General features: G+C 42.5%; 16 protein-coding genes. 5 read left to right on the top strand and 11 right to left on the bottom strand.

Annotated features, from left to right (window positions below):
- Positions 1 to 17 precede the first annotated feature (17 nt).
- Entirely contained in the window at positions 18 to 980 is a 963-nt protein-coding gene (locus CW749_RS05480) for a tyrosine-type recombinase/integrase (protein ID WP_101111039.1), read from the bottom strand.
- 521 nt (positions 981 to 1501) lie between these two features.
- Here CW749_RS05480 and CW749_RS05475 point away from each other — a divergent pair.
- The 3 genes from CW749_RS05475 to CW749_RS05465 all read left to right on the top strand — a co-directional run bounded on the left by CW749_RS05475 (position 1502) and on the right by CW749_RS05465 (position 5064).
- Positions 1502 to 3193, top strand: a complete 1692-nt coding sequence (locus CW749_RS05475) for an L-lactate permease (protein ID WP_101111038.1) — start codon at positions 1502 to 1504, stop codon at positions 3191 to 3193.
- Between the two features lie 135 nt (positions 3194 to 3328).
- Positions 3329 to 4480: an FMN-dependent L-lactate dehydrogenase LldD gene (gene lldD / locus CW749_RS05470; protein ID WP_101111037.1), complete on the top strand. Its 1152-nt coding sequence runs from the start codon at positions 3329 to 3331 to the stop codon at positions 4478 to 4480.
- Between the two features lie 107 nt (positions 4481 to 4587).
- Positions 4588 to 5064 carry an outer membrane beta-barrel protein gene (locus tag CW749_RS05465; RefSeq protein WP_101111036.1) on the top strand — a complete coding sequence of 159 codons (477 nt, stop codon included), beginning with the start codon at positions 4588 to 4590 and terminating at the stop codon, positions 5062 to 5064.
- A gap of 126 nt (positions 5065 to 5190) precedes the next feature.
- Here the strand turns inward: CW749_RS05465 and CW749_RS05460 are convergent, their stop codons facing one another.
- From CW749_RS05460 to CW749_RS05445, 4 genes are all read right to left on the bottom strand, one after another.
- A complete protein-coding gene (locus CW749_RS05460) occupies positions 5191 to 5667 on the bottom strand; it encodes a DUF805 domain-containing protein (protein WP_101111035.1) in 477 nt (158 codons plus the stop codon).
- A gap of 622 nt (positions 5668 to 6289) precedes the next feature.
- Complete coding sequence (locus CW749_RS05455) at positions 6290 to 6589, bottom strand: DUF1330 domain-containing protein (protein ID WP_101111034.1); 300 nt, start codon at positions 6587 to 6589, stop codon at positions 6290 to 6292.
- A gap of 46 nt (positions 6590 to 6635) precedes the next feature.
- Positions 6636 to 7052: an NUDIX domain-containing protein gene (locus CW749_RS05450; protein WP_272897837.1), complete on the bottom strand. Its 417-nt coding sequence runs from the start codon at positions 7050 to 7052 to the stop codon at positions 6636 to 6638.
- 32 nt (positions 7053 to 7084) lie between these two features.
- Positions 7085 to 7579, bottom strand: coding sequence for a GNAT family N-acetyltransferase (locus CW749_RS05445; RefSeq protein ID WP_101111033.1), 495 nt, complete (start codon positions 7577 to 7579; stop codon positions 7085 to 7087).
- 225 nt (positions 7580 to 7804) lie between these two features.
- Here CW749_RS05445 and CW749_RS05440 point away from each other — a divergent pair, with 225 nt between their 5' ends.
- The gene (locus tag CW749_RS05440; RefSeq protein ID WP_101111032.1) at positions 7805 to 8248 is read left to right on the top strand and encodes a DoxX family protein; all 444 of its coding nucleotides are present in this window, start codon (positions 7805 to 7807) and stop codon (positions 8246 to 8248) included.
- Positions 8249 to 8294: 46 nt separating this feature from the next.
- On the opposite strand, the gene CW749_RS05435 is transcribed toward CW749_RS05440, so the two are convergent.
- The 3 genes from CW749_RS05435 to CW749_RS05425 form a co-directional block, all read right to left on the bottom strand.
- Positions 8295 to 8903 (bottom strand): LysE family translocator, encoded by a 609-nt coding sequence (locus CW749_RS05435; protein ID WP_101111031.1) that lies wholly within the window; start codon positions 8901 to 8903, stop codon positions 8295 to 8297.
- Positions 8904 to 8979: 76 nt separating this feature from the next.
- The gene (locus tag CW749_RS05430; protein WP_101111030.1) at positions 8980 to 9780 is read right to left on the bottom strand and encodes an AraC family transcriptional regulator; all 801 of its coding nucleotides are present in this window, start codon (positions 9778 to 9780) and stop codon (positions 8980 to 8982) included.
- 20 nt (positions 9781 to 9800) lie between these two features.
- Positions 9801 to 10286 carry an NUDIX domain-containing protein gene (locus CW749_RS05425; RefSeq protein WP_101111029.1) on the bottom strand — a complete coding sequence of 162 codons (486 nt, stop codon included), beginning with the start codon at positions 10284 to 10286 and terminating at the stop codon, positions 9801 to 9803.
- Between the two features lie 62 nt (positions 10287 to 10348).
- Here CW749_RS05425 and CW749_RS05420 point away from each other — a divergent pair, with 62 nt between their 5' ends.
- Entirely contained in the window at positions 10349 to 10834 is a 486-nt protein-coding gene (locus tag CW749_RS05420; RefSeq protein WP_101111028.1) for a GNAT family N-acetyltransferase, read from the top strand.
- On the opposite strand, the gene CW749_RS05415 is transcribed toward CW749_RS05420, so the two are convergent.
- The 3 genes from CW749_RS05415 to CW749_RS05405 form a co-directional block, all read right to left on the bottom strand.
- On the bottom strand, positions 10821 to 11474 hold the full coding sequence (locus CW749_RS05415; protein ID WP_101111027.1) for a glutathione S-transferase family protein: 654 nt from the start codon (positions 11472 to 11474) through the stop codon (positions 10821 to 10823). The genes CW749_RS05420 and CW749_RS05415 overlap by 14 nt on opposite strands.
- 21 nt (positions 11475 to 11495) lie before the next feature.
- The gene (locus tag CW749_RS05410; RefSeq protein ID WP_101111026.1) at positions 11496 to 11867 is read right to left on the bottom strand and encodes a chromosome partitioning protein ParB; all 372 of its coding nucleotides are present in this window, start codon (positions 11865 to 11867) and stop codon (positions 11496 to 11498) included.
- A gap of 141 nt (positions 11868 to 12008) precedes the next feature.
- On the bottom strand, positions 12009 to 12467 hold the full coding sequence (locus CW749_RS05405; RefSeq protein ID WP_101111025.1) for a GNAT family N-acetyltransferase: 459 nt from the start codon (positions 12465 to 12467) through the stop codon (positions 12009 to 12011).
- Between the last annotated feature and the right edge of the window lie 86 nt (positions 12468 to 12553).

Raw genomic sequence — 12553 nt, 5'->3', positions numbered from 1 at the left:
ATAATTGTTAGTTATCCTTACTTTTTCATTATGGCACTCCTGAGGTTTGATTTTTGTAGTTTCTGTTGGAGTAAAGTGTCGGATACGTGAGTATAGATTTCGGTTGTTGAAATACTGCTGTGCCCCAACAGCTTTTGTACGTATCTCATGTCTACACCGGCCGCTAGAAACTCACACGCAGCACTATGACGAAACATATGAGGAGTGGCTTTAAGATTGGAATTGGTTTGGTTTGAAATATTTCGAACTAACTTTCTTATAAATTGTGTTGAAGCTGGTTTTCCACGGCTATTGACCAAGAAGTTGTCGTGCTGAGGTTCAACTACGTGTCTTAGTTCAATGTAACGCCTAATTAAGGTGCCTAACTCATTATCTAAAATATAAACAAAGCGTTCTCTTGAGCCCTTACCCATAATCTTAATCTTCTTCTCAGGTAAGCTGACATCGTCCAGTTGTATTCCTGCTAGCTCTCCTACTCTGACCCCAGTCGTAACAAGTAGCTCAACTACAACAAGCGCGGTGAAGTGATTTAAGCCTTTCCCATTTTGAATATGTTTATCTATAAATGGCTGTTTTCTATCTGCACCTGTATTTGTCGACGATCTTGCTTGGTTTAGAATAGATTTCAAATCGGATTTTGCAATGTTTCTAGGTAGATGCTTTGGTAGCTTTAAATTGAGTACAAACTTGTGGAAAGGGCTTGTATCAATGTGTTCTTCAATTTCTAGCCAAGAAAACATCGCCTTAGCGCATGCTAACTTCCTCTTTATCGAAGTAGGTTTAAGTTGATTTTGGGTAAGGTAATCAAGAAACTTTGAAATGGAATGCTTATCGATATCCTTCAGCAAAGCATTTATACCAAGACATTCCATCAATTGACGCAAATCAATGTGATACGCTTTAATCGTATACGACGATAGCCCTCGGATATCCTTGCAGTGCGATAAATATCTTTCGGTTGCTTCAATCAAAGTGTACATGGGCTCTCCAGTTTTGTGTTCGTGCTGGTATCGAAAACGCCCTTTTAACAAATCTATTATTACAAATACAATGATATGTACTCACTTTTATATTTAAACAGATTACTTACTATCGAAATCGGAAACGACCAACTTCACACTATGAAAGATAGATAACGGGTTGTTATCAGCTTGCTACACCTAGAATTTCAGCATACATGGCAACAATCAATTCGAAATATTTTTGTTCGCTTTTTAAACCGAAGCCCTATTTATATTATTGTTATATATAAACTTATTATAATAAAACCCTACGCCATTCTTAGTCTTCTGTCACATATATCTACTACTTCCTCACACGTAAAATGGGAAGATTATGTCACTTTTGGAATTAATCATTTTCATTTATTCCCTATATCAATAAAAACGAAAGCGCTACATTCACGCCGATTTAACATAAATAACACAAGTATAAAAATTACTTAGCTTCAGCTTAATCCGCTTTACCCGGAATGGTTTGAAGCCTTTAAGAGGTCCTACATATGAGTGAAACACTATTAGCCTTAATCGCATTCTCGCCCATTGTGGTAGCTGCGATTTTGCTGGTTGGTCTAAATTGGCCAGCAAAGAAAGCCATGCCCGTTGCCTTTGGGTTAACTGTCGTTATTGCCCTTTTGTTCTGGGACATGTCTACCAACCGAGTTCTTGCTTCGATATTCCAAGGTTTAGGGATTACCGTTTCTGTATTGTGGATAGTGTTTGGTGCCATCTTCTTGCTTAACACCTTAAAACATACCGGCGCTATTTCCGTTATCCGAAATGGGTTTACCAACATCTCCCCCGACAGACGAGTACAAGCGATCATCATTGCTTGGTGTTTTGGATCGTTTATTGAGGGCGCATCAGGGTTTGGCACACCTGCTGCAATTGCCGCCCCTCTTATGGTTGCCATTGGCTTCCCAGCGCTAGCCGCTGTCTTGATGGGGATGATGATCCAATCAACTCCGGTTTCATTTGGCGCTGTCGGTACACCTATTATCGTTGGCGTAAACAAAGGGTTGGATACACACAATATCAGCGAAGCGTTGGTTGCGAATGGTTCGACGTGGGATGCGTATCTACAACAGATCACCTCCAGTGTTTCCCTAATTCATGCGGTTGTCGGCACATTAATGCCTGTATTAATGGCAATGATGTTAACTCGATTCTTTGGAAAAAATCGTAGCTGGACTGAAGGGTTGGATATTCTTCCATTTGCGGTATTTGCTGGTCTCTCTTTTACCATTCCTTACGCATTAACCGGTGTGTTCCTAGGCGCTGAATTCCCGTCACTTATCGGTGGCTTGGTCGGCTTGTCTATCGTTGTACTCGCAGCAAAAAATGGCTTCCTCATTCCAAAGTCCAAGTGGGATTTTGAAAAAGAAGATAAATGGCAAGCTGAATGGCTTGGTACGTTAAAAATTGATCTAGAAGATAGCAAGAGTAAGCCAATGAGCCTTGCGATTGCGTGGCTTCCGTATGTGTTGCTTGCCGTTATTCTCGTTGCAAGCCGCGTAAGTGTTGATTTGAAAGATATGCTCAAGAGCGTCAGCCTATCATTCGGCAATATTCTGGGCGAAACAGGTATAAGCGCTGCTATTCAGCCCCTTTACCTTCCTGGTGGGATCTTAGTGTTTGTTGCACTACTTGCCACGCTCATTCAGGCTCGCAGCGCAACGCCTCTTGTAAAAGCGTTTGGTGAATCCAGTAAAACGTTGATTGGCGCAGGTTTTGTCTTGGTGTTTACCATTCCAATGGTTCGTATCTTTATCAATTCAGGTATTAATGGTGCCGACCTTGCGAGTATGCCTGTCACCACTGCGAACTTTGCTGCTGGGCTGGTTGGTGATGCTTTCCCAGCGTTAAGCGCTACAGTTGGAGCATTGGGTGCGTTCATTGCAGGGTCCAACACAGTTTCGAACATGATGTTCAGCCAATTCCAATATGAAGTGGCGCAAACACTTTCTATCTCTAGTGCGGTTGTAGTTGCGCTTCAAGCTGTTGGTGCCGCTGCCGGTAATATGATTGCTATTCACAATGTGGTCGCTGCTTCTGCAACAGTAGGCTTGCTCGGTCGTGAAGGTGCGACACTTCGCAAAACAGTTATCCCAACTTTCTACTACCTTGTTGTTACCGGAGTGATTGGCATGGTGGTGATTTACGGTCTCCAAGTGACGGATGCCTTAATGAAATAAGAAATCGTTCTAAAAGTAGATTAATGGGCGCAAAGACGCCCAATATTCGGCGCTAATGCCATTTGTTTTTTTAACTCTTAACTTGCTCAACGCCCACGAACCTAAGAGTTAGATATAGAAATCAGGATAGAAATTATGATTATCTCCGCATCGACTGATTATCGCGCTGCAGCAAAAGCAAAACTGCCACCCTTTTTGTTTCATTACATTGATGGCGGCTCTTACAATGAGCATACCTTAAGACATAATACTGATGACCTTTCCGACGTGGCATTACGTCAACGCGTTCTACGGGATATGTCCGGTCTCAGCCTAGATACTGAATTATTTGGCGAGAAGATGTCACTTCCAATCGGGCTTGCTCCTGTCGGTTTAACAGGCATGTATGCACGCCGTGGTGAGGTTCAAGCCGCGAAAGCCGCTGATAAGAAAGGCATTCCTTTCACCATGTCTACCGTGTCGGTTTGCCCGATTGAAGAAGTCGCTCCAGCCATAGAGCGACCAATGTGGTTCCAGCTATATGTATTGAAAGATCGTGGTTTTATGCAAAATGTACTTGAACGAGCCAAAGCGGCGGGTGTGACGACGTTGGTCTTCACCGTGGACATGCCCGTTCCTGGCGCTCGATACCGCGACATGCATTCTGGAATGAGTGGTCCTAATGCTGCGATGCGCCGAGTATTCCAATCAATGCTTCACCCGAGTTGGGCGCTTGACGTAGGTGTTCTAGGAAAACCACACGATTTGGGTAACATTTCGACCTATCGTGGTGAGCCAACCAAGCTTGAAGATTACATTGGATGGTTAGGCGCTAACTTCGACCCATCAATTAGCTGGAAGGACTTAGAGTGGATCCGAGATTTCTGGGATGGTCCGATGGTTATTAAAGGCATTCTGGATGAAGAAGACGCCAAAGATGCGGTTCGATTTGGTGCGGATGGCATAGTCGTCTCTAACCACGGCGGTCGACAGTTGGACGGTGTTTTATCAACGGTTCGTGCTCTCCCCAACATTGCAGATGCCGTAAAAGGAGACTTAAAGATCATGGTCGATTCTGGTATCCGAACGGGCTTAGACGTTGTTCGTATGCTGGCACTCGGTGCTGATTTTACACTACTCGGTCGTTCTTTTGTTTATGCGTTGGCAGCACAAGGCGGCGCTGGCGTAGAAAACTTGCTCGATTTGTATGAAAAAGAAATGCGCGTTGCTATGACTTTAACTGGCGCAAAAAGCATCTCCGATATTTCCTCTGACTTATTGGTTGATCTGAATAAGCAGACACTTTAGAACGCCACTTAAAATAAAAAGTGCGAGTGATTTAACAAAATCGCTCGCCTTTTTGTTCATTCATCGCCAAAATACGCCTCTCCTGACCATCTAGATTATCAATACTCATGAAAAAATCCCTATTACCATTGGCTCTGCTGGCTATTTCTTGTGCCTCTCAAGCAGAAGAAGGTTACTACTTCGGCCTGGGCTACAACATTTCAACTTCAGATCAAAACGACAGTAAAACAGGGTTAAGTGCAAGCTTCGGGCATACATTTCCGCTTGGAAGTACCTTCATGATGTCTTCAGAATGGCTCTATACCGATTTAGGCAAACACAATGACTACGAACTTTCCAGTATCGCATGGAACTTAAAACCGTCACTGCCGCTTAGCGAAACAATGCACATCGCAGGTGTTTTTGGCACTAACTACTATTTCCAAGAAAGCAGTACTGATAAAGACAACAAATTTGGTATTTCTTACGGAGCTGAAATTGGATTGCGACTCACGCAAAATATTGCTGTGAATACGGGCTACAAGATCTTTGATGCAAAGTCAGAACTTTCATCAATGTACGCTGAATTCCAGCTACGATTCTAGGTCACGAGTGCCAACGATTCATGAACTGAATTGAGTCATTCTTCAATTGAAAATGCCGACTTAACGTCGGCATTCATTATTATTCAACACAGATAATCCACTCCATTAGAGATTCTCTTTCGCATTTTAACCTGCGAGCTTACTCTCTGCCTTCGCTTCGTATTGCTGATACGTTTCTGTGAATTCCGGTAAGGCGGACATTATAGAAACAAACATGAGCAAGGAATAAACAATAGGTAGCAGCACAGACATTACTTTAATTACGGAGCTTGATGGAAACGGAGCATCACCAAAGCGATTATCTACTGTGTCACCGGGAACAAGACAGAGAGGGAAATTGAGCACCGGTACCCACGCAATCAATACCAACCAAGGGGAAAAGCCGATATCCCTTAGCCTTTTTACAATGAAAAGAACATAGAAAACGAAGGTAATGGGCATAACAAGAAACCCAAACTCACCCAATAAATTGGGCAATAGCAAACAAGCAGTAGCCCAACAGGCAAACTCTGTTCGATTTAACCGGCCTTTAAGCTGATAGAACTGAGGTATGGTTTCTTTTAGGGGTATATCTGGGGAACGAAGTAACTCTGATTCCGTCATTTTTTATCCTGATTTTAGTTTTTATCTAGCCAACTTTTCTTGTACAGATATGGGAAATTCGGTTTGAAATATAGAGAAAAAATTAAATAGCATTGTAACCAATATACTAAAGCCTTTAGCAGTTAAGACTCTCCTAATTTGAGCCGTGAATACGCATAACTATTCGACCTATAAACAAAGCGGCAACCAATAAAGAGTGTTAAAACACCCTAACCGACAAGTTTTTTTTATATACCCAAGTGACCTCAAGATGCAGGGTTCAGAGCCTCATATTCTGTTTCAATTCAAGGAAAAGAACGCAGCGGAATGACGAGTCCTTTCCAAGTTCTTTGACGAGGAAGTGAGGCAGAATATGGGCTCCCAAGGGCGAGTTTAACTGGCTTTCATACTTCGTTATCGATTCTTGATTTAGAACCACTAGATCTTCAAATCGATGCCTTGCCTGAAAGCCAGTTCCCTATTCTTTGGTAGGGAAGCCGCTGAAACAAGCATTTTGAGGTTACTTGGGTATCATGAACAACAATATAACGACAATTCAAACATAGTCAGGGAATATCACATAAACACGCGATACTCTTAACAGTTTTTAAACCTTCTAGGTAGCGCTGCGAGTTCAACTTCATCAAGACGTAAATTTGGATATGCGCGTAACAGACGAGACGGAAGGTTTGAAATGGTGCTCTTTTACTTTGGCGTATTCAGCATCAGTGAAAAACGCCTCTTTTGTCTTCTCATCAGGAAAAACCAAAGTAAATACTCGGTTTATTGCCTCAGGTGTTTGCGACTTTAAGACTTCAGAGACCACAAAGTCATAGCCAAATTTGCCCCCGTAACTTTTTAAGATGGGCATCATCGCTTCCCTGTATTGACGGTAACCTTGTTCGTCAGAGACCTCTATTCCTATTAACATTTCAAAAGCCATAGTACATTCCTTCTATTGAGATTTAGACATCCTATCAAGGGTTTATTTATGCGATGTTAACTGGCAATAGACGTTTGATTTTTTCCATCGCCCTCAAAAAAACCGGGTGACAATCTGCGAACACTTTTCCTTCCAAATCCTGCCAGAAAAATTGAAAATCGTGTCCACCGTCGTCTAAGGTGTGGAATGTCCATCTTTCTGGTTGCGGGTTGACCTCGCAATATACAAAGTGCCAAATATGCTGTCTGTAACCTGACTCCCATCGCCCCAAATATTGAGTACCCAAAACATGGCTTAAACCAGATTCTTCCGACAGTTCTCGTATAGCCGCTTGTTCATAGGAGGTATCTTCGGGCTCAACTGTACCTTTAACAATCTGTATCCCAGCAAGGGGATGCTTGAACATTAGCAGCTCCCTTTTCCCTGCTTTTTGCCTAACCACCACTGGGCAAACTTTCAGAATGCGACTTTTCAGTTCAGCTTGTTCATCTAAAATCAATCTGTTAACTCCAGTTGCCAATAGCTCACATCGATCAGTTCACCAAACTTCAACCCAACTTTCTTAAACTCCCCCACTTTTTGAAATCCTAGAGATTGATGCAATGCGATGCTCGCGTCATTCGGTAAACTCACCACACCTAACACGTTACGGATACGGCGCTTTGCGAGAATAGAGATTAAGTGAGAATAGAGCGCTTTCCCGATGCCCTTGCCTAATGCGTTAGGCGAAACATAAACCGACGCCTCAGTTGTATGCCGGTAAGCACTTCGGTTGTTCCATAGCCCTGCATAGGCATACCCGAGCACCTTTTCACCCTCCACCATCACAATCCAAGGCAAAGAATAACTTTGGATTTTACCGACTCTTTGGCTCATTTCTTCAGTTGTAACTGGCTTTTCTTCAAACGTTGCGGTGCTGTTTACAACAAAGTCATTGTAGATGTTTGTTATCGCCTCAATATCTTGTGAATTTACATATCTGATTTCCATATCCACTCCTTCTTCCCTTTATACCCAAGTAGACACAAGATACTTGAGTATATAAATACCGATCCTTTATGCAGTAATGTGGATTTAACATATATTCAAATTTTTCGAACGAAATGGTCAATAAAGACGTATTTTTCATTCATCGGTTTCCCAATATGATCGCTTTCAACAGCTAATAAAAGAAGTTAGCCACTAAATAACTTATTCAAATATATTGAGGTAACCATGAAAACTATCCTAAAGAAGATCACCGCTAGCAACGCAGGTTTCGCAACTTTAGCATTACGTACCCCTATTGGAATCATCCTTATCGCTCATGGTGCGCAAAAACTGTTTGGGTGGTTTGGCGGTTATGGATTAGAAGGTACTGGACAATGGATGGCTTCAATAGGCTTAGCACCCAGCGTTTTAATGGCATTTCTTGCCGGTAGTGCGGAGTTCTTCGGAGGGTTATTTTTAGTATTGGGTTTGCTTACACGTCCCGCCGCATTGGTTACCGCGTTTACAATGGTGATCGCGATATTCTCGGTGCATTTTGAAAACGGCTTGTTCTTATCAAACAATGGTTATGAGTTTGGTTTAGCACTACTTGCTGCCTCTGTTTCTCTGACCATATCAGGGTCAGGAAAACTAGCACTAGACCAATCACTCAATAAAAAGATTGCTTAACGGTGGCTCACAAAAGGAAAAGCGCAGACTAATCTGCGCTTTTCTCTCACCAAATTGGGTTATCTATTATCAGCCATAGAGAGACAAATAGTAAGCAAAGTGCATAGAACCAATTTAACCCTTTTGCATACCCACTGCTGCTGGATACCTTTGACAACCAATAGCCCATTTTCACCCATACCAAATGCATTGAAACATTCAGAACCGCTAACCAAATGACCAATATCCATATACCTTGGTCACCAAAAGCGGTCTGGGCTTGCTCACCAAACAGAGAAAACATGAGGAACACCATCAACCAGCCTTTGCTGTTCAATAGCTGAACCAATAACCCATCCACGAAACCCAAAACTTTTTGCCCTTCTGTACTGGTGCTCCCGATATTCTGAATAAATGAGATCGCCAAGTAGATGAGATAAAACGCGCCCAGCAATTGCACGACATTCATCACTGTGGGGTAGCTTTGCACGGCCTGCCCGAGCCCGAATCCAATCAGTATGGATTTAACAAAAAAGACCAAATCCACACCAATAAGAAGTGGCATCGACCGTTTAACGCCAACTTGAGCACCGGATGCAGCAAATATAATGTTCGCGGGACCGGGGCTAAACACCAATGGGAACATCACGCCTAACCAAATAATAAATAAACTCATTAAGATACCTCTGCTTTTCTTATCTTAATGAGGAGCATAATCAAGCTGTGAGGGCTTCTCTTGTACAAAATTGCAGTTAGCGGAAAAGGTAGTTTTTAGGCGAGATGCCAAAGGCCCGTTTGAAATTGCGATTAAAATGGCTTTGATCGTAAAACCCGCAAGCGAGGGATGTTTCTACGCAGCTGTTTCCTTCAAAAAGCAGCTTTTTCGCTTTATGTGCTTTAACCAACAATAAAAATTGATGAGGGGTAATACCGTAAGATGCTTTAAAAGCGCGAATAAGTTGAAACTTCGATTTGCCCGTCGCTTCTTCTAACTCCTCTAGAGCAACATTCTGGAACCAATTATCCAAAAGGTACTCCCTAACTTTAAAGGCGACATTGTTATCATGACGCTTCCCTTCCGAAGCAGTGAAAGACCCGTAGCGCTTGAACAGTTTTTCTAAGGTCGTCACCAAAAGTGACTCACGCGTGAGCGCGAAACTGGTATGTTCAAGGGCAAGGTGCAACTGCCTAAGCTCTTGGAAAAGATTAGGATCATCAATCACGGGAAAATCGACTACTGGGTCGATAGGGAGACCAGACTGTTCAAATTGTTGCTGAATGAGCGGGATATCGAAGTAAAACATTCGATATTGCCAACCTTGAGCACAACTCGCGTAGCCCGTATGAATTTCAGATGGGTTGATCGCAACAATATGGTTTTTGGGCACAACGATATTTTGCCCCCGATAAAGCAAGCCCTCTGCCCCATCTTCAATGAGCCCGATAGCCAATTCATCATGCCAATGTTTCGCAAACTCAAATGTACTGTAGTTAGCGGATAACAATTCAATTCCCGAAATGTCATCACTCTTCCAGATTTTAGCCGTTTCCAATCAAAGTCCTTTTAACAAGTTTACAACCAACATTCAGAAGCTGATTCAATATAAGGTTCGTCTAGTTCATCAAACAAACAATCTTTAGGGTAAGGCAACGCCAAGTCGGGCATTTTGTCTTTGCTAAAATATTGCAGTGCTTTTGTTTCTTCGTCCAACTCTTCACACGGTAACCCAGTAACATGACATCGAAATAGTATGACGGTGTAATCGACTCGGTCTCCATTAGGGTAGGTAAAAGAGAACCCTTCGCCACCAAATGCACCTAAGATTTTCATTGCCGAAACCGTATACCCTGTCTCTTCCAATACTTCACGCTTTATCGCTGCGCTTGGCGACTCACCTGGCTCTATCATCCCTGCTGGCAAGCTCCAAGACCCATCTTGTTTCTGTTGAAGCAGTAGGCGTTTGTGCTCATCTAAAATGACAGCAGCGACACTAGGAATCAACAGCGGCTTGTTTCCTATAAGAGATCGAATTTCTTTAATATAATTGCTCGCACTCATTGCTTTCCCTTAAAGCTTACCCAATATAAGTAACTGAAATTTTATAGAATAACGGAACATTCATGCCCAACATCAGACCCGCAAAATCAGAAGACATAAAGAAAATCGCTGAAATCGAATCCCTATGCTTTCCAGAAAGTGAAGCGGCCTCTCTCAAGAGCTTTACCGAACGATTCCAGGTTTTTCCTGAATGCTTCTTTGTATTAGAAGTTAATGGAGAAATCGCTGGGCACATCAATGGATGTCGATACCACAAAGCCGAATTGCCCGACGAACTTTTTGAAAACGCCAATCTTCACAATCCAAATGGTATGTACCAAACCGTTTTTGGCTTGGCAGTCGCTCCTTCCCACCAGCGTAAAGGCTACGCGTCTAAACTCACAAAGCATTTAATAGAGGTTTGTAAACAGCGCAACCTCACTGGCATGGTTCTGACTTGTAAAGAGCACCTCATTCCTTTTTACCAAAGCCATGGGTTTACTTCTCAAGGTCAGTCTGATTCCTCGCATGGTGGTGCACTGTGGTACGACATGACTATTGAGTTTTAACTAGGCGGAAAGGCGTTAGGTCTATCTCTTCAATCTCACACACCGCTTTAATCGTAGGGTGATGGCTTAATGCTTGAAGGTACGCTGCGAGATGAGGAAATGTCATCGGATTTTTCTCAACTGGCAGCGACCACTCAGCCAGCATAAACAAGAAGTAATCACAAACCGATATGCTATCGCCAATCAGGTATTCGTGCTTCGATAATTGATCATTAATCACCGACAATGCATTGGCTATTTGAACTTCTTGCGCCGCACGTACATGTTTGATTGTGCTTTCATCATTTGTGTGGCGGTGCGGGTAATAGTAAACCATAAGCTCTGCTTGCAACGTGTTGTTCAAGTAAGCAAGCCATTGAAGAAAAACAGGGCGGGATTTATCTCCGACCAGCGGAATTAACTGATGTTCTGGATGACTCTCGGCTATGTGCATGCAAATAGCTGGGCTTTCAAAAATCGGTTGTCCATCGTCAATTAGGGTTGGAATTCGCCCAGCAGGGTTTAGCTTTAAATAGTCCGCTGACTTTTGAGAATTGGATTTTTTATCAACCAAAACCAGCTCATAAGGCAATTGCATGTGATGCAGTAAAAAGTGCGGCGCTAAACTGGCATTGTTCGGGTAATAGTAAAGTGTATACATCGTTATATCCTTTTGAAGGCGCTAAACAGCCGTCTTAACACCATTCACTTCGTCTGGTTCAGGGTTACTCAGAAAACGTCTGACCTTAATCGTATCCTTTCCTTCCATAATGCACTTGGCTATTCGATGCATCCCATCAAATACGCGAAAGTCTTCGGTTAGAATCACGGGATAGGACAAGTCTGCATTCAGGATTCTTTTACAGTGTTCCGCCACATTTCGACAAGTTGGTAACGGACCTTCTAGACTAAACCATGTGACCTCATCAGGGCCACATATGTCGCTGATGGCGATTTCTTCAACTGGAAGAGATTCAGCCAAAGCCCATATCCGATCAACATACCAAACTGAACTCACTCCATCATTAATTTCACCGTAGCGCTGTTTGCTCATTCTGAATCCTTTCTCTTATTAGCAAAGCTAGAAGGTAATAAGCAAGGAGCTAATCGTCAAACAATCAATAAGAATATGCCCGTACAATCAAATAATTAAATGAAATATTTGGCGAGTTTACAGGGTGCAATAACGATAAGGTCAGAGGCAATTTAGTTCCATGTAAACCGAAGTAGGGTCATGTTCGTAGTCGCCATATACGTCTCGGCGTTTAAAGCCAAAAGTCTCATACAACTTTATTGCCGCAACTTGTTTATTGCCCGTCTCAAGGCGAATGGTGCGTACTCCACGTGCATTCGATTCAGTGATCAAATGGTCTAATATGCCTTTAGATAGATTTTGCCCTCGGAATTTCGGTTTAACATAAATACGTTTGAACTCGCCGTAGGTTTTGTCTGCTTTCTTAAATACAACCGCACCGCAGGCAGCCAGTTCCTCTTGTATGTAAACACCTGCAAAGTAAACGAATTCTGAGTTTAGTGCGCCGAGTGGAAGCAAATCATTGGAATCTTCTGAATAAAGTGAGTTCATTAAATGATCGATTTCTTCAATGATCTCCGGCACACCAATATGATGTGGGTACAGCTGAATAATATCCATATCAAATACTATAGTTCAAAGTAATAATTTGAATATACCATAGCAATTTCAGTTAGTTATTCTTAATTAACTCTTATAAAAGCCAA

It is taken from the genome of Vibrio sp. vnigr-6D03 (assembly GCF_002835515.1).
GTDB classification, from domain to species: domain Bacteria; phylum Pseudomonadota; class Gammaproteobacteria; order Enterobacterales; family Vibrionaceae; genus Vibrio; species Vibrio penaeicida.
The sequence above is the reverse complement of the archived record's forward strand: the minus strand, read 5'-3'. Positions and strand labels throughout refer to the sequence as shown.

Excerpts from the sequence above, each read along its gene's own strand:
- CW749_RS05445 (WP_101111033.1), bottom strand. The coding sequence starts at position 7,579 with ATGGAAATCAGATATGTAAATTCACAAGATATTGAGGCGATAACAAAC.
- CW749_RS05475 (WP_101111038.1), top strand. The coding sequence starts at position 1,502 with ATGAGTGAAACACTATTAGCCTTAATCGCATTCTCGCCCATTGTGGTA.
- CW749_RS05460 (WP_101111035.1), bottom strand. The coding sequence starts at position 5,667 with ATGACGGAATCAGAGTTACTTCGTTCCCCAGATATACCCCTAAAAGAA.
- lldD (WP_101111037.1), top strand. The coding sequence starts at position 3,329 with ATGATTATCTCCGCATCGACTGATTATCGCGCTGCAGCAAAAGCAAAA.
- CW749_RS05480 (WP_101111039.1), bottom strand. The coding sequence starts at position 980 with ATGTACACTTTGATTGAAGCAACCGAAAGATATTTATCGCACTGCAAG.
- CW749_RS05415 (WP_101111027.1), bottom strand. The coding sequence starts at position 11,474 with ATGTATACACTTTACTATTACCCGAACAATGCCAGTTTAGCGCCGCAC.
- CW749_RS05405 (WP_101111025.1), bottom strand. The coding sequence starts at position 12,467 with ATGGATATTATTCAGCTGTACCCACATCATATTGGTGTGCCGGAGATC.
- CW749_RS05440 (WP_101111032.1), top strand. The coding sequence starts at position 7,805 with ATGAAAACTATCCTAAAGAAGATCACCGCTAGCAACGCAGGTTTCGCA.
- CW749_RS05455 (WP_101111034.1), bottom strand. The coding sequence starts at position 6,589 with ATGGCTTTTGAAATGTTAATAGGAATAGAGGTCTCTGACGAACAAGGT.
- CW749_RS05435 (WP_101111031.1), bottom strand. The coding sequence starts at position 8,903 with ATGAGTTTATTTATTATTTGGTTAGGCGTGATGTTCCCATTGGTGTTT.
- CW749_RS05465 (WP_101111036.1), top strand. The coding sequence starts at position 4,588 with ATGAAAAAATCCCTATTACCATTGGCTCTGCTGGCTATTTCTTGTGCC.
- CW749_RS05410 (WP_101111026.1), bottom strand. The coding sequence starts at position 11,867 with ATGAGCAAACAGCGCTACGGTGAAATTAATGATGGAGTGAGTTCAGTT.
- CW749_RS05425 (WP_101111029.1), bottom strand. The coding sequence starts at position 10,286 with ATGAGTGCGAGCAATTATATTAAAGAAATTCGATCTCTTATAGGAAAC.
- CW749_RS05420 (WP_101111028.1), top strand. The coding sequence starts at position 10,349 with ATGCCCAACATCAGACCCGCAAAATCAGAAGACATAAAGAAAATCGCT.